The organism is Methanomethylovorans sp. (genome assembly GCF_041447285.1).
Lineage (GTDB): Archaea > Halobacteriota > Methanosarcinia > Methanosarcinales > Methanosarcinaceae > Methanomethylovorans.
The window spans coordinates 1-15,885 of sequence record NZ_JBGMEB010000013.1 but is presented as its reverse complement, the minus strand read 5'-3'; the positions used below and the strand labels follow the sequence as shown (position 1 = coordinate 15,885).

The window sequence follows — 15,885 nt, the reverse complement described above, 5'->3', positions numbered from 1 at the left end:
TTAAGTACTTATTAGACAAAACACAATCATCCCCTTTGTGTTTTCTGTAGGAAGTAATACTCAGGGGACTTATCCTTTTTAAATTATTAGGTGAAAATAAAATCTAAAGTAGGTTTTCTACAGAGCCTAAAAATGAATATATGAAAGCAGATTATGTCATAATTTTATTATCAGAGGCGATAGGATGAAGAGAATATACAAATATTATCCGGAAGATTTTGGAGAATTAACTGTAAAAGTTGTACATATGGATCTTCTTTTCGATATGTTCGATGATCATACAAAGGTGACATCTCATCTCAAATTAAGAACCATTGACAATCCCATCAATGAAGTTGAGCTTAATTGCAAGAACCTTGAGATCATGTCAGTAAGTTGCAGGGATTATGATATTGATCATGAATACAGAAAAAAAGATAGTATCCTGTTGATCAAATTCGGGCAGACAGTACCTCAGAACACTGAGATCCTTATCACTACTCAGACAATTTGCAGACCTACTAAGAACATACTTGAAGGTCTCTATTATGACGAAACTCCTGCAGGCGCACCACCACAGCAGATCACCCAATGTCAGCAATGGGGATTCCAGAGGATCGTGCCGTGCATTGACGATATGACGGCCAAATGCACTTACACTACGACCATCATTGCCGATGAGCGATATACCAACCTCATAACCAACGGTGACATTAAAGAAACAAGGCATTCAGTCGGGAATGGGAGGGACAGGATCGTATATGATAACTCAATTACCCCTATGGCTCCCTATCTCTTTTTCCTTGGCGTGGGCACCTATGACACTTTTAAAAGGGAATTCGAATATCCGGATGGACATACCTTCGATTTGGAACTACTGGTACCTCCGGGTTCTGATCCCTTGATAGCCCAGAGAGCTCTTGATGTTCTCTACGATTCTATAATGTGGATACATCTTTTTACAGGTAGTCCTGAGATATACGCTCAGTCTGAAAAGCGCCAAGAGATCATGACTATGGTAAAGGAAAGGGACCTGCTTAAGGCTAAGCTGCCTGGTGCTGATGAACAGCTCAAGAAGATACGTGCAGCTCTGAAGAAAGCAGTCGGATCGATTCAGACGGGATACAGGTATACAGGTACCGTTTACAGAGAAATCGGTATGCAGAATTCCAATTTTGGCGGTATGGAAAATGTAGGAAATACGACCATTACCACCAACCGCATAATGCCCTTCCCTCAAATGACAGACGGTGCTTTTGAGTATATGATCAGGGTAAAGGTCCATGAATTTTACCACAACCTGAACGGTTCCGAGGTAACCGGGAAAAGTCCTTTTGAGTTATGGCTTAACGAGGCGGTTACTGTTCACATAGAGAGGATGTATCATGCATATCATATAGGAGAAGGGTACAGCCGTCTTGGAGAAGTCCTCGAGCTTCTGGCCCCGGGCTTTGGGACCTTTGCCCTTGACAGAGGAGCAGCTTCCATGCCCATCATTCCTGACGGTTTCAATGATCCTGATGATCTTATCACTTCAGTGACCTATGTAAAGGCTCCGGAATTTGTAAGCATGATAGAGACCCTGATCGGGAAAGAAACATTTGCCAGGGCTCTGAACGTCTATTTTTCCAGATATAAACACTCGAATGCCTCGAGCTGGCAATGGATAGAAGTGATGGAAGAGGTTTCCGGGAAGGACCTAAAAGAAATGGCACGGACATGGTTAAAACAGACACAGTTCCCGGTGGTCCATGTGAAGTCTGCCTATAATGAAAATGAAAGAACGTTCACATTATCCCTGGAACAGGAAGTTCCTGAGGGTGGAAAGTTCTGGGAATTCCCATTCCGTATAGCTCTTGCAGACAAGGAAGGGAATGATCTTGCCGAAGTTACAGAGCTGATGAAAGGCAAAGAGAAAAAGATAGTTTTCACTGATGTGGAAAAACCTGCTTTTTTATCCCTGAACCGGGGCTATTCCTTTTTTGGCAAAGTAGTTCAGGATGTGGATATTGATGAACTTGTCCTGCAGGTCAGAAAGGACAAGGACCTGATAAACCGGTTCATTGCATTCTACAAGATCGTGGATATGGAGAAAATTAAACTGATCGGAGATACTGATAGTGTTCCCTCTGAAGAGTTCACAGATCTCTATCATGAACTTATCCGGGACCATGGCCTGATGTCAGAGGCTGGGGCTCAGTTTTTGACGATATTTGAATCAGTAGAAGATGAGAAGCTTGCACACAGGTACCAGCTGCTATATGAGATCAAGCAAAAACTGCTCAAAGCAGTGGCAAGCAGGCATGAAGATTCACTTGTATCTCTCTATCGGCTCTACAATGACAAGAAAGAATGCAAGAATACTGATTACGTGAGCGAGCAGGTTCATGCGATCAAAGACCGCCAGGTAAAGAACAGATGCCTTTCTGTTCTTGCGACCCTTGATACTCCCAGTGTACACGATCTTATCAGGGAGCAGTTCGAGACAGCCCAGAACGCCACGGATAAATTGAGTGCTTTCAGTTATTACCTTAATAGCTCGGCACCTGACAGGATTCTGGTTATGCAGGCTTTCCAGAAGCAGGCAGAAAAACATCCGGTAAGCTGGGAGGCTTTCCTGAGGGTGATAGGAAGCATTAGCTGCAATGATGTATTCGATTTGGTAAGACAGGTCGAAAGCTCCGGAGCTTTCAGGATAGAGCAGGCGAATGATCAGAGGGCTCTTTACGGAAGTTTTGCATCGAACCGCAAGAGATCTCTGCAAACCGAAAAGGGACGGAAGTTGCTTACAGAAATAGTTTTGAAGCTGGCAGAGGTCAATGAGTACAGTACGGTGAGCATACTCAATGTGCTTGCCAACATTGACAGGATGGAAGAGGAATATCACATTCCTCTGGTGGAGATGATGGTTGTTTTCCTGGACAGGCTTGATCCGGAGCGCACACCGAGCGTGTACAACAGGATCAGGAAGATATTGCTGAATACTCCGAAAGCTGTGAAAAGATATGAAGCCATCAATGGAAAAATAAACCTGGGTTGAAGAGCTGATCAATTCAGCTCCTTCTCTTTTTTCAGGACATTGACCAAGAGGGTCAGTGAGTTTTATTTCAGTTCACAGTTCAGTAAATGCCAATATTGGCAAGCAACGAACTTCAGCAAGAAGGTAAAAGTTAGATTGAAAGCAATCTCCACAAAACATATCTACATTATATTTTTCTTTTTTTATTTTATTTGAGTTATTGGTATGATAACGAAGAATCGATTATTTCGGTCATTTTTGCAAATCCTATTATTTTCTTATTCAAATAGAGTATTTATTTGATAGATATGATTTTTTAATGTTTGGACTTTGATAGCAATTTTAATGATAGATTTATTACTTGTAACTACGATGTGATATATATGTTATTCAAGAAAAATTTCAATGATATTGATTTCTCAGACATTCAAAAGCTGATGGCTGATCAGATTGGTGAATCTGGAATACTGGAATATAAAGAGCAGCTCATAGATCCGAAATCATTTCTAAAAGAAGTAGCAGCATTTTCAAATACTAGTGGTGGATTTTTAATATTTGGCGTTAAAGAAAGTGATCAAGATGGTTATCCATTTTCTATAATTGGAATAAGCGACAAAACCTGTAATGTAGAACAGTTAGAACACCTTATAAATGGCAATGTACAGCCTCGAATAAACGTGCAAATAAAAAAAATCCCTACAAATGAACCTGAAAAAATAGTATTACTAATTCGGATTCCAGAAGGTCAAAATCGCCCATATTATAACAATGTATCTGGTAAATTCCATAAACGATACAATTTTGAGGCAAAAGAAATGGATGAACATGAGATAGAAGGTCTTTATCTTGAACGATTTTTTGGAGCGGGAAAACTTTCATCATATATCGACGAGACCATATCATTCAATAGAAGTATATTGTCAGAAAATTCGCAATATTTGATGGATACTCATATTATTATAACCCCGTTAAGGGTAAATGAAATACTAATCGACCCCTCTAATATTAAGAAATTTGATTTCAAAGTGAATGATGTAAGATTCGAACCTGATAAAACCAGCCCATATCTATATGGTCAATCTGTTCCCTCAAAATATGGAATTAGATGGATATCTAATTATAGAGACAGTTGTGTAGAAATACATAGAAATGGATTAATTTATTATAGAGAACAATTTGGAAAAATCGCTGTAGCTGATAACAAGAAAATAATGGATGACTATCATTTATCTATTAGATTGTTACAAACTATTAGATTTGCGAATAAGGTATACACAGAATTAGATTTCGCTGGAAGAGTTAAGATAATATTAAAGGTATATGATTCTAAGAATTCAATTGTTTACATACCTCCTCAATTCCATGAAGATGATAAAGTATGTTTGTCTGAAAACATCTTTGTGGAAAGAGAATGGGATTCTTGGAATTTAGATGAGGACTGCTCAAAAATAGGCAAAAGTATGCTAGATGAATTAAGCAGCCATTATGGTCTCTGGCGTTCCCGTTATCTAGTTGAAGAAAATGGTGAAATTATGTTTAAAAAATCGTTATTCTAGTATTTTTACAACTTATATTTTTGCTTTAATCTATATATATCGATAATTTTTATATAGTATTGGGAGTTAGTATAAATTATTGGAGGTGACTCTAGAATGAATTTAAGTGAAATTATTGGATCTATAGGTCTACTCATAATTGCAAGTTTTGTATATATCCAAATGTTAGCGACTATTTAATCCGATCCTTTAATTTTTCTTTTTTTCGATTTTAGGTTTGATCAGCCGCCATCGCCCCCTCTGCAACGCCCCCTTCTCTTCTTCCGAGATCCATAAAGAAACACTCCCGCTATCAGTCCACAGCCTATAGTAGAGTGGCTGCTACTTCCCCGCTGCGGCCCCACAATAGGAAAGCAGGTTGTTATTTGTTGTTTCCATCTTCTCACATATAGAAAAGTCACAACCTACACTACAATTCACATGTGTTCTGCAAATCTTGTTGTACCTCATGAGTTGCAGAGAGGCTGTAGATTGTGAATATTTATGAAAATCAAAATCAGATCTTGTTAAGTATCATACATTCCTAGTATTAATTGCAATCCAACCGATAAGTGGGGTCTTATCCATAGGAGAGGAGAAATCCAACACTTCCCAGGATGTCAGCATGATCATCACTGCACCTTCTCCACCCTCGTCCCTTCTCAATGCTGACATCCTTCAAACAATCTACCCGGGACACCTTTCTAATCATTACAGCTCTATGTTGCAGGGGATGAAACTAGCTCCTGCCCATGTCCATCATTTTTGAAGCAAGAACTGTAGTTTTGAACTTGCAAAGAAGGGAGGAACATTAGAAAGAACTATGGAATATCCTAATGTGAAACTAAGATATTCTTTTACATGCAATTGTTTAGTTCCTCTCTTTCCTATCGTCTTTTATGAATGTCTCACTGTAATGAGGGTCGTATCCTCTAGTTTTCGAAAACTGTACACGCCTCTCAGAGTAAGTCCTATCCATAACAGACATTTCGTTTTTCACCTGTAGCAGAATGCTACACGATATAATAAGCAGTATAAAGATATAAAACAATCATCTATTTATATAAAAGAAAGTTTAAGGAAATGTCCTGTCTACCTTCTCTAGTTACCACATATAACTTAATCAGAAAAGCGGAGTGAAGTGGCTTAACTTAGTAAAGGAGGGACTAAATGGTGATCATGTTAAGCCACTTGAATGGTAGTTACAATTTATATAAGCGCCATATTATATTAATTTATTGTAAAGAAAATAGACGAATGAAATAAGATAGCTGGCCAGTTCAGAATACAATATACGACAAGCATTCTCTAACTGGGAATATTCTTGTGTTCAATGATGAAAATATGACTGGCAAATCGGCAATCTCACTCTGCTTGATCCATCTCTCTTGTAGTTATAGCAATTTATGCCCTTTATGCAAGACGATAAGCAATCTTTACAGCATTCACAGCAACGTAAGCCAGTACAGCTAAGAAGAGCGCTACTATAATCAGAGCTACAATAATCAGAATTAAACTAAGGACAACTGCAACAGGTAACCATAATGGTGCAAACACCCACAACCATGATATTTCCAGGTGTTCCATAACCTTCAGGATGACTAGCACTATGGTAAGAAGTCCTGTGAATCCGACGTTCTCTTTTCTAAATACGTTTTCCAGAATAACATTTGTCATGTTGTCACCTGCAATCTAGGTGTTAGTTTAAAGATCTTCATCAGAATAAGAAGGTAGGGAAGATCCCTCCCTCTTAATAGCTGTGTTCACATTTACTTCCTCTTTGATGATCCAGTTGATGGATATGTGTGGTAGGATGCTTCTGCCTGTACTGGCTTCTTGGACCCTGCCTTCTTCTGATCTTTTGCTACCATTTATCTCACCTCCGTTTTTGTCCATTCCGTGAAACAACATCTCAGTGGCCTAACGATAATTTGGGCGTACTGTTCAGAACGATTGTGTCAAACCACTGAAATACTAGCATATGACAATATATGAGTAATAATATATTAATATTTACATGAAATGAAATTGCAGACAGATAAATGACAAAAGGGAAATCAAAAGATACCAGTTCATGGGTAGATTGGTTGATATAACAATCTGAACTGCCTTTAAAAGGCTAAGATATTCAACAGACAATATGCCTTGTAAGAGAAACATAAAAAGCAGTAACAGTTTAGAAAGGTATCTATTCTTCAAGAGAGATGATCTTACTTGCAGCAGTTCTTCAAAACAAGACGGCTTTTAATATGCTTGCTGATTATATCTATACTGGGATAAACAAAGGGGCTAACTAGAGCCCCTTGATAGAAGTCCAGTATAGGCGAAGGCATTTTTTAATAATTATATATCTTATAACTTTAATACGGTGGATTTCTACAGAACTCTTAATTGAACTCTTTAAGACTTACCTTATCATCAACTATCTCTATATACTCGCATTTCTTTTCTTCTCCAAAACCCCAGCTACCTGTATTTGCAACCTTTTTTTCGTCATCTACGTATGCCTCATGGGTATGTCCGTATATAAGGTACTGTTCAGGATGTATGGGTAACAGGAAATGTCTTGTCTCTGCGCCGGCAAGTTCTCTGATAGGTCTAAAGATTTTATATTTCTGGTAGTTCCTGATCCTCATTTCAGGTGGCTGTCTCAGGGACATGAGTGCAGACTTAGGTTCACTTGGGAACATCTTAAGGCTATCCAAGAAAGAGCGTTTTGACAGGAGTTGTTCCCATAGTTTTTCAGCAGTATGACCTGCATTATCTCCGGCAAGGCACATGTGCTCGCAGAATGCCTCATATGTTTTCATTGATTTATAAAAAGGGTTACATAGCACTTCTAACTGGTATCCGTGGAAGAAAAAGAACTCCTGTTCCTTGCTCCTAATAACCACATGTTTTTCCACTTTAAAGGGGAATAAGTCATTTTTTAAAAGCCCATTAAGGCGAAAAAGGTAGAAATCATGGTTTCCTGCAATATAATGAATCTGTGTGTTCTCCAGCATCTTGTTCAAAGTTCCTAAAGTCGCCGAAAATTCTATTATAACTTTATTGAAATCTCCTCTCCATGTTTCTAGTATGTCACCCAGAAGTACAAGGTGTTCGATCTTCCTGTCCGTCAAGTATTCTATGAAGTCTGTAAATTCCTTTTCTTTTGATCCCTTCATGCCCAAATGCACATCTGAGACAGCTACGATTGACATTAATTCATCCTCTTTAGATCCCGCTGCATGAACAGAATCTAGCAGGCTCATGTTTATATCCCATGATTTAAAGTGTTTTTCATAAAACGACCAGAAACCATCGTGGCAATATTCGACATATACAATCTGCACTATGTTTCCAAATCTTGTACATTAATTTTACCGCATCAAGGATGCTATAATGGCCTATAATTATCATTATGTACCCTTTGTAGAAAGGCGAATCTATTATATTTGATGAGGCAGGCGGCAATACCCATAACATAAATTGCATTTAAAACAAGTAACTAATATCCACAAACAAAAGTTCAAGAGCTTCAAAAGGGTTATAGTTGAGCAATTCTTCAGATATGACAGGAGTTTCTGCAGTTTCATATAGAAGCAAGTAGAGAGGCTACAAAAGCATTGAAAATAACTTCGATTATGCAAAAACCAAACCCTTGCATTTCCAGAACCTATAAATAATACTAAACTAAATCATAATTAATATGTTCCGTAATTTCATTAACCGAACTCAAGAGCTTGAATATTTGAACAAGGAATACAGTTCCGGAATTTTCTCTTTCACGGTGATCTATGGTCGCAGGCGGGTTGGAAAGACAGAACTGATTCAGCATTTCGTACAGGACAAGCCACATATCTATTTCCTGGCGGATATGAGGGGTACGCAGTCCAATGCTCTCAGATTCAGGAAAAGGGCTTCAAGCCTGTTCGGTGATATTGAGCCTGCTGTTGACTCTTTTGACGAGATGTTCGAGTATATCCGAAAGCAATGGAAAGCTGATCAGAAACTTGTCATAGTTATCGATGAGTTTTCTTATCTGGCACAGGTAGATGAATCTATACCATCGGTGTTCCAGCTTATAGTTGATGAAATTCTAAAAGGTGGGCTTTTCCACCTGATACTCTGTGGTTCTTCTATTTCCATGATGGAAAAAACAACACTTGCTCATTCCAGCCCATTGTATGGTAGGAGAACAGGACAGATGCAAGTCATGCCCCTGCTTATACAACATATGAAGGGTTTTTTCCTGGGCTTTGAAGCAGACGAGCTTATGCGGATATATGGAGCAACTGGCGGTATTCCATTTTATCTCAGGTTCTTTGACCCGGATAAAAGCTTTTACGAGAATGTGGAGCATTCAATATTCTCCAAAGAGGCTGTGCTCTATGCTGAAGGTGATTTTCTTCTTCGTGAGGAACTAAGAGAACCTGCTACCTACATGAATATCCTCTATTCCATTTCCAAGGGTGCAACAAGGGCAGGAGAAATTGCTGCAGGAGCATTTTTGGAAACTAAGGACCTATCTTATTATCTTGATACACTCATGAAGCTTGGATTTGTGAGGAAAGAACATCCAGTGGCAGAGAAGTTGTCCACCCGTAAGACCATTTATTCAATAGATGATCCTTTCTTACGCTTCTGGTTCCGATATGTACTGGTTCACAGGGATTCCATTGAGGCAGGTGATGCATCATCTGTAATAGAAGACCTTGATAAGAGCTATGACCGCTACCTGGGAGAGACTTTTGAGCAGGTGGGGAAAGAAATGCTCATGTATCTCAACTTGCAGGATAAGCTTCCATTCAGGTTCAAATCCATAGGCAGGCAGTGGGGTAAGATCCTTAATATGCCAAAAGGGAAAAACGACTATGAAATAGATATAGTGGCTCTTGACCAGGATTCAAAGAGCATTCTTTTCTGCGAATGCAAATGGCAGAAACAGAAAACGGATGCTGATATTTACTTCAGCCTTAAGGAAAAAGCTGCTCATGTAAAATGGCTCTTGGAGAGGAACGAGCATTTTGCCCTTATCAGCAGATCCGGTTTCACGAAAAGGATGCATGAGATTGCCAGAGAAGAGAATGTTTTGTTGCTGACATTGGAGGATTATCTTTCAACCGGAGGTGAATAAGGAGTGGGTATCTATTCAAGCTTTAACTTTCAATATCACCACATCCAAACATCTAACAAATGTCGTTTCAATCCCTCTAAGGTCTGATATGAAAACTTGCATCTTATTATTAAAAAGGTTTTTTAATAGAATTGTATACAGGAAAGATGCCATGCTGTGAATTCTATAGAGAACTTTTGTGTTCATCACATTAAATAGACGCAATACATATCCATCATCCCTATAAACTGCTATCTGCCCGGTTTGTAGAATGAATATAACTTACACCATGAACCAGTGGTAGTATGTTAGGGAAATTTCTCTTTGTTGAGATCTATTTGTGGCTTGTTATCGAAGGGATTGATTCTTATAACAGGTCATAAAAAAAACAATGGGATTCAGATGATGGAGAAAAAATCAATAGGATTGTGGTCCGCCACTTCGATTGGTGTTGGTGCCATGGTAGGTGCAGGAATATTTTCAATATTCGGTACAGCCACTCAAATATCAGGTAACGCTGTCTATGTATCTTTCATCATTGCAGGGGCTATTGCTCTGTTAAGCACTTATTCTTATGCAAAGCTCGGGGTAAGATATCCTTCTGCAGGCGGGCCTGTGGAGTTTATAATTCAGGGCTTTGGTGATGGCATATTAAGTGGCGGGTTGAACCTGCTTCTCTGGAGCAGTTATGTATTCGGACTTGCACTTTACGCAAAAGGATTTTCCTTTTATGCAATGACCTTTATGCCAGCAGGTTCCGCTCTAATCTGGTCAAACGTATTTGCCACGGCAATAATTGTAATTTTTACAGCCATCAATTTCATAGGCGCAAAAGCTGTAGGCAGATCGGAAGTATTTATCGTTTCAGTAAAAGTAGGGATCTTGCTGCTTTTTGCAGTTTCAGGTCTGCTGTTTATCAATAGTGTGAACCTGTCAGTCACACATTTCCCCGCGACTTCGAATATCCTGTTTGGAGCAGGAATCGTTTTTCTTGCATACCAAGGATTTGGACTAATAACCAATGCTGCAGAGGACATGGAAAATCCAGAGAAGAACCTTCCCAGAGCCCTGTATCTGAGTGTGCTGATCGTAATATGCATTTATGTCCTTGTGAGTCTTTCAGTTATCGGAAACCTGTCTCTATCTGATATATCCGCTGCTAAGGACTATGCCCTTGCAGCAGCTGCAAAACCGTTCTTAGGTAATGCTGGATTCCAGATAATGGCACTTGCTGCTCTTTTCTCAACATCCTCAGCTATCAATGCATCTCTTTACGGCGGTGCAAATGTAAGTTATCTCATCGCCAAAGAAGGTGAATTACCTGAACTATTTGAGAGGAAAGTCTGGAAAAGAAGTAGTGAAGGCTTATTCATCACTTCCGGGCTAGTCATTCTATGCACAAATCTAGTGAACCTAGCAGAGATTGGTATGCTGGCCAGTGCTTCTCTATTGGTAATATATATAGCTGTCAATGCTGCTCATCTGCGCTTATCCGAAAAGACAGGTGCAAAGCGTTCTCTTATATGGGCATCTCTTCTCAGCAGCATACTATTTTTCTGGATACTGATATATTATGAAATACTTAACTCAGTAACAACACTGATAGTGTTCACACTGGTCCTTATATTCTGCTTTATAGTGGAAGGGATCTACAGAAAATATTCAAGAAGGGTATTAAAGACAAGAACAGATGAGGACTAATTATGGGAGGCAACGCTTCTGAGCGACCAATTGGTTATCTTTCTGCAGTTTCAATAGGTATAGGAGGTATGGTAGGCGGAGGTATTTTTGCAGTTCTCGGGCTTGCTGTTGAGCTTGGACAGGGTGAAACACCTATTGCATTTGCACTTGCCGGGCTGATTGCACTCATAACATCATACTCCTATGCAAAACTATCTGTACGCTATCCTTCGGAAGGTGGCACAGTGGAATTCCTGAACCAGGCCTTTGGTTCGGGTCTGATTACCGGAGGGTTGAATGTCCTCTTGTGGTTAAGTTATATTGTAATGCTCTCCCTTTATGCCTATGCCTTTGGAAGCTATGGTTCAACATTCTTCCCGCAATCCATACAATCCGTTTCAAGACACATTCTGATCAGTGGAATTGTTGTGTTGCTGACCTTGGTAAATATCTTTGGTGCAAAACTGGTCGGAAAATCGGAGGAATGGATAGTTGCATTCAAGGTTGCTATCCTTATGATTTTCATCTGAGGAGGAATGTGGAGTATCAGACAGCAGCCTATCCAGCTATCGTTGGGTTCAACTCCCCTTCAACTTGTGGCCGGGGGGATGATAATCTTTCTGGCATATGAGGGATTCGAACTTATTGCAAACACGGCAAAAGATATCAAAAAACCAGAGAAAACACTTCCAAGGGCCTATTATTCTGCTGTTCTCTTTGTCATCGTACTCTATGTTTTGATAGCATACGTAACAGTTGCAAGTGTTCCAATAGATACCATCGTACAGGCTAAGGATTATGCTCTCGCTGTGGCAGCACAACCTTTTTTGGGTAAGCTTGGTTTCAACCTTATTGCAGTTGCAGCCCTTCTCTCGACAACTTCAGCTATTAACGCGACCTTATATGGTGCTTCACGTGTGAGTTATATCATTGCTAAAGATGGAGAGCTGCCCGAACTGCTGGATAAAAAAATATGGAATCGCCCGATTGAAGGCTTGTTGATCACTTCTGCCTTTACCCTCGTCGTGGCAAATCTGTTTGATCTGTCAAGTATTTCAATAATGGGAAGTGCCGGTTTTTTACTGATTTTTGGAGCTGTAAATATTTCAAATGCACATCTCTGTAAAAAGACCGCAAGCTACAGGTGGATTTCAATAGCGGGGGTAATGGTCTGTTTTATTGCACTGTTAGCATTAATCTGGTACACATTAACCAGTTCGCCAAAGGATCTTTTCATATTAGTTTCTATGGTTGTTTCGGCATTTGTCATCGAAGCAATTTACAGAAAAACTACAGGTCGGCAGATAAAGAAAATCCATAACTAATAGGCCTTATAATTTGGAATAAGGGACAATATCCCTAAACAAATAATCTCGTAATAGATAGAGAAGCTTGAATAGGTAACATACATAAAAGCTTACAGTATTTTTAGGAATTATAACTGCCAATATAGATGAAAATTTATATATAGCTTAATTATTAAATAAAGTGGAGGTTCATATATGTATGGTATGGTCAAATAAATAGTATCATACTAGAAATAAGAAGGGGGAGATAGTTGTGGAGGGCAAAAGTGAAACTCTTGAAGGTCTTGGAGACATCGAAGACAAAGGTAAAAACCTTGAAGGTCTTGGAGGCATCAAGGACGAAGGTAAAACCCTTGAAGGTCTGGGGGACATCGAAGACAAAGGCAGAACACTCAGTTCACCTAAAAAGAAATCAGAAGAATGAGCTTTGGGGCATATTGCCCAAGCAAATTTTTAAATTGAAAATATTTTTGTGGAAATTCTGATTATTCCAAGGTAACCTTGACAAGCACGCCAAGGTTATAGTTGTAATTTAAATTTGCCTTTCACCATAGGGTAATTAATGGATTAGAAAGAAGTCATGTTACATAACCCCACTCAGCGTCACTTCTATGAAATTCCGACACTTACAACATTTGTACACGACTCATCAAACCTATTTTCGTTGGGGTCTAAATCCTTCTCTTCCACAGAGGGGAGAGGAAAATGGGTTTACAAGCTTACAGCATTCAGAAGTGTAGTACTAAAACACTATACAAAGCCTGTCTCATTTCCTCTCCACGCATTATGTTATACGTCATTTAAGTTCTGAAAGTCACTGCAAAGGTAGACACAAGACATATCCTTCTATACATTCATATGTCTACAGAATCCATAGCGACTGCTTTTGCCGTGTATACCCGTACTTTGAAACACTATACTCATATTCATTAGCAGTAGTAATGGTACCACATTTTGGACAATAGTATAGAATATTCAACCCAATTCTTTGTTTCTTCAGTGCACCTTTGCAATTAGTACAGCTCTTCACTAAAATGGCACTCATTTTATTCCTCCCACTCAGTTAGTACTATTGAATCGCCTATCAGTAGTGGCTCAAGTATTACAGTACCCTTTTTAGTCCAATATCCACATACTTTGCAGACCTGCATGTCCTTTTCATTGTTATGTAATTTAGCATAGCATTGTGGACATCTTTTCAACAATCCCATGGTGATGTCCCCTACAATATCTTACTCGATGAGATAAAAGAAGGATATTACTACTCGTCCTTCTCTTTATCTCACAAACGGAGGCGTTACTTGTTGCAGAGTTCTGAGTCCTCACTCTTTGTAAATGGATTTCCCCAACAAAAATGCAAATTACGTGTCCCACTTACTTTACTGGAAATACTCCAGTTCCCAATCCGCTGATTTGCGCAAAAGAGAAATCCTATTTAAAAGTATGACTGAAACCCATATATAAAGGTTATTAAATTCAATGGTGTAGAAAATAAAATTAGAGTAATATAAAAGTTATAACATGAGTCGCATTGATTTTATATAAATAATGTGTTTGAAACAGGTCTCCGCCCTACCTCTCGTCCGAAGAACACTTTGGAGATACTTGCAATGCCTCGAATAATACTTCTCATCAGCTTTTATGAATACTTTTGTATCGTGAATTTATAATTTCATTATACAATCAAACTAAATCCACCCGGCTAATCTCCTGCGGATCTCTCCCTGCTCATCCTCGGTGAATGGCAGGCCTTGGTAATGCTGCATAGATGTTAAGCTGTCGTGTCCTTGGCGTAAACATACCACATGTAATGGTACTCCTGCAGAGATCATCCAGCTCTCTATGCTTTTCCGGGTGCTTTTTGCACTTATTCCTAAAGGAGTTGAGGCCAGATTTCTCAGACCACCTTGCAAGGTTTTGGTTCCATGCCTGTAAAGACGGAGGTTTAGGGTTATCATGGAAGTAACTTAACACACTTTCAAGCTGTGCAGGTATCGGATGAACATACCTCTCTAACTGTTTCCTTTTGACCTTCTTTTGTGCTTCCTCTGGTAAGTGTATGCACTTACGTGAAGTCATCCACCATTCAGGATGATCATAGAACCTCTGAACCTCTACGTATCTCATCCCTGACCACAGGCACACATCATATATAGTTTGCAGATAATTCTTAGGAATAGATGATCTTAGTAAATCGCTCTCAAATGGTCCCAATACGCGAGTTCCATTAACTAAGATAGGCTCTTTTTGTAACATGTTGTTTTAATAAAACAGCAAGATATTTAGCTTTTTTAGTCCTGTATTACAGGGGGAACTCCCAGGAAATAAGGCAAAATCGTGTTATTTTAGCATAAAACGACAAGGTAATTCCTACTTATTTTCAAGTTGCAAAGTTAAGGACTGACATCTACAATTATTTAACCCTTTATATTTTATATGGTAAACTTTATATAATATATTTAGAATCAAGTTTCCTGATTAATTGTAAATTGTTTTACATACAAACTATTTTACAATTCATAGGACAAATCGAGGATAAAAAGATGAAAATTAGAGTAATAAGTTCCAAAGAGGAGATTGAGACAGTAAATCCTAATGAAGAGATTGTCCACATGGCATTCAGGCCATCCAACACAGATATCTTTTCACTTATACAGAAGTGTCCGCATGTTAAAGCACTACATATTCCAAATTCCTACAAGAGAACTATCTCCACCTCTGCAAAGATGTTCCTTCAAATGCAAGGTGTAGAACTGCTGGAAGGCGATGTATGGGGGCATCGCAAAGATATTAATGAGTATTCGGAGGTATCTCAAAGCGTGTATGACCGTCTAAAACAGTACCGACTAAACGGAATGCACGATGAAGATATCGCCGAGAAAATGATAAGGGAAACCCGGCTCAGTCCAGATTTCATTGCATTCCTTATGAAGAGCAACTGATTCTACAAGGTCGATCACAATTGATCGACTTTTTTCTATTAATGTGATTTCTTTAGTGGGAGTCTGGCTTATTTAATAATGTACCTGCTTCTTATTTATCTACCTACCAAAAGTTTACCTGAAAACTCCCTGGCGAACAGCTCGTATATGATTATTATATCACAACATAGTATTTATTATACCGCACACAATTAAGTTATAGAGGCCATCAAATTAGCTCCTTAGATTTCTATTCTAATTTGATGTACTTTTTTAGAATAGCCTTCCAAACGAATTCCTGAGTTTAACTTTATTTTGCAATTCAGTAAGTACCAATAGTTGATAA

At 38.9% G+C, this 15,885-nt stretch carries 13 protein-coding genes and 1 pseudogene; 7 read left to right on the top strand and 7 right to left on the bottom strand.

Going from position 1 to position 15,885, the window contains the following annotated elements; translation table 11 throughout:
- The first annotated feature begins 184 nt into the window (after window positions 1-184).
- Window positions 185-3,019 (top strand): DUF3458 domain-containing protein, encoded by a 2,835-nt coding sequence (locus ACC612_RS08500; RefSeq protein ID WP_371854103.1) that lies wholly within the window; start codon window positions 185-187, stop codon window positions 3,017-3,019.
- A 362-nt stretch (window positions 3,020-3,381) separates the two neighbouring features.
- Window positions 3,382-4,554, top strand: coding sequence for a helix-turn-helix domain-containing protein (locus ACC612_RS08495; RefSeq protein ID WP_371854102.1), 1,173 nt, complete (start codon window positions 3,382-3,384; stop codon window positions 4,552-4,554).
- Window positions 4,555-5,067: 513 nt separating this feature from the next.
- Here the strand turns inward: ACC612_RS08495 and ACC612_RS08490 are convergent.
- The 4 genes from ACC612_RS08490 to ACC612_RS08475 form a co-directional block, all read right to left on the bottom strand.
- Complete coding sequence (locus ACC612_RS08490) at window positions 5,068-5,208, bottom strand: hypothetical protein (RefSeq protein ID WP_371854101.1); 141 nt, start codon at window positions 5,206-5,208, stop codon at window positions 5,068-5,070.
- A 738-nt stretch (window positions 5,209-5,946) separates the two neighbouring features.
- The gene (locus ACC612_RS08485) at window positions 5,947-6,210 is read right to left on the bottom strand and encodes a hypothetical protein (protein ID WP_371854100.1); all 264 of its coding nucleotides are present in this window, start codon (window positions 6,208-6,210) and stop codon (window positions 5,947-5,949) included.
- A 27-nt stretch (window positions 6,211-6,237) separates the two neighbouring features.
- Entirely contained in the window at window positions 6,238-6,429 is a 192-nt protein-coding gene (locus ACC612_RS08480) for a hypothetical protein (RefSeq protein ID WP_371854099.1), read from the bottom strand.
- Between the two features lie 491 nt (window positions 6,430-6,920).
- Complete coding sequence (locus ACC612_RS08475; RefSeq protein ID WP_371854098.1) at window positions 6,921-7,787, bottom strand: UDP-2,3-diacylglucosamine diphosphatase; 867 nt, start codon at window positions 7,785-7,787, stop codon at window positions 6,921-6,923.
- Window positions 7,788-8,224: 437 nt separating this feature from the next.
- Here ACC612_RS08475 and ACC612_RS08470 point away from each other — a divergent pair, with 437 nt between their 5' ends.
- From ACC612_RS08470 to ACC612_RS08455, 4 genes and pseudogenes are all read left to right on the top strand, one after another.
- Window positions 8,225-9,652, top strand: coding sequence for an ATP-binding protein (locus ACC612_RS08470; protein ID WP_371854097.1), 1,428 nt, complete (start codon window positions 8,225-8,227; stop codon window positions 9,650-9,652).
- A gap of 381 nt (window positions 9,653-10,033) precedes the next feature.
- The gene (locus tag ACC612_RS08465; RefSeq protein ID WP_371854096.1) at window positions 10,034-11,332 is read left to right on the top strand and encodes an APC family permease; all 1,299 of its coding nucleotides are present in this window, start codon (window positions 10,034-10,036) and stop codon (window positions 11,330-11,332) included.
- A gap of 2 nt (window positions 11,333-11,334) precedes the next feature.
- Window positions 11,335-12,636: pseudogene (locus ACC612_RS08460) on the top strand (APC family permease).
- Window positions 12,637-12,871: 235 nt separating this feature from the next.
- The gene (locus ACC612_RS08455; protein WP_371854095.1) at window positions 12,872-13,042 is read left to right on the top strand and encodes a hypothetical protein; all 171 of its coding nucleotides are present in this window, start codon (window positions 12,872-12,874) and stop codon (window positions 13,040-13,042) included.
- A 438-nt stretch (window positions 13,043-13,480) separates the two neighbouring features.
- Here the strand turns inward: ACC612_RS08455 and ACC612_RS08450 are convergent, their stop codons facing one another.
- The 3 genes from ACC612_RS08450 to ACC612_RS08440 all read right to left on the bottom strand — a co-directional run bounded on the left by ACC612_RS08450 (window position 13,481) and on the right by ACC612_RS08440 (window position 14,874).
- Entirely contained in the window at window positions 13,481-13,663 is a 183-nt protein-coding gene (locus ACC612_RS08450) for a hypothetical protein (RefSeq protein WP_371854094.1), read from the bottom strand.
- 1 nt (window position 13,664) lies between these two features.
- On the bottom strand, window positions 13,665-13,829 hold the full coding sequence (locus ACC612_RS08445; protein WP_371854093.1) for a hypothetical protein: 165 nt from the start codon (window positions 13,827-13,829) through the stop codon (window positions 13,665-13,667).
- 517 nt (window positions 13,830-14,346) lie between these two features.
- Window positions 14,347-14,874: a hypothetical protein gene (locus ACC612_RS08440; RefSeq protein WP_371854092.1), complete on the bottom strand. Its 528-nt coding sequence runs from the start codon at window positions 14,872-14,874 to the stop codon at window positions 14,347-14,349.
- A gap of 287 nt (window positions 14,875-15,161) precedes the next feature.
- On the opposite strand from ACC612_RS08440, the gene ACC612_RS08435 reads away from it, so the two are divergent.
- Complete coding sequence (locus tag ACC612_RS08435; protein ID WP_371854091.1) at window positions 15,162-15,560, top strand: DUF1699 family protein; 399 nt, start codon at window positions 15,162-15,164, stop codon at window positions 15,558-15,560.
- Window positions 15,561-15,885 lie beyond the last annotated feature (325 nt).

Coding starts and splice junctions, on each gene's coding strand:
- ACC612_RS08500 (WP_371854103.1), top strand. CDS start 185: ATGAAGAGAATATACAAATATTATCCGGAAGATTTTGGAGAATTAACT.
- ACC612_RS08495 (WP_371854102.1), top strand. CDS start 3,382: ATGTTATTCAAGAAAAATTTCAATGATATTGATTTCTCAGACATTCAA.
- ACC612_RS08490 (WP_371854101.1), bottom strand. CDS start 5,208: ATGTCAGCATTGAGAAGGGACGAGGGTGGAGAAGGTGCAGTGATGATC.
- ACC612_RS08485 (WP_371854100.1), bottom strand. CDS start 6,210: ATGACAAATGTTATTCTGGAAAACGTATTTAGAAAAGAGAACGTCGGA.
- ACC612_RS08480 (WP_371854099.1), bottom strand. CDS start 6,429: ATGGACAAAAACGGAGGTGAGATAAATGGTAGCAAAAGATCAGAAGAA.
- ACC612_RS08475 (WP_371854098.1), bottom strand. CDS start 7,787: ATGAGCCTGCTAGATTCTGTTCATGCAGCGGGATCTAAAGAGGATGAA.
- ACC612_RS08470 (WP_371854097.1), top strand. CDS start 8,225: ATGTTCCGTAATTTCATTAACCGAACTCAAGAGCTTGAATATTTGAAC.
- ACC612_RS08465 (WP_371854096.1), top strand. CDS start 10,034: ATGATGGAGAAAAAATCAATAGGATTGTGGTCCGCCACTTCGATTGGT.
- ACC612_RS08450 (WP_371854094.1), bottom strand. CDS start 13,663: ATGAGTGCCATTTTAGTGAAGAGCTGTACTAATTGCAAAGGTGCACTG.
- ACC612_RS08445 (WP_371854093.1), bottom strand. CDS start 13,829: ATGGGATTGTTGAAAAGATGTCCACAATGCTATGCTAAATTACATAAC.
- ACC612_RS08440 (WP_371854092.1), bottom strand. CDS start 14,874: ATGTTACAAAAAGAGCCTATCTTAGTTAATGGAACTCGCGTATTGGGA.
- ACC612_RS08435 (WP_371854091.1), top strand. CDS start 15,162: ATGAAAATTAGAGTAATAAGTTCCAAAGAGGAGATTGAGACAGTAAAT.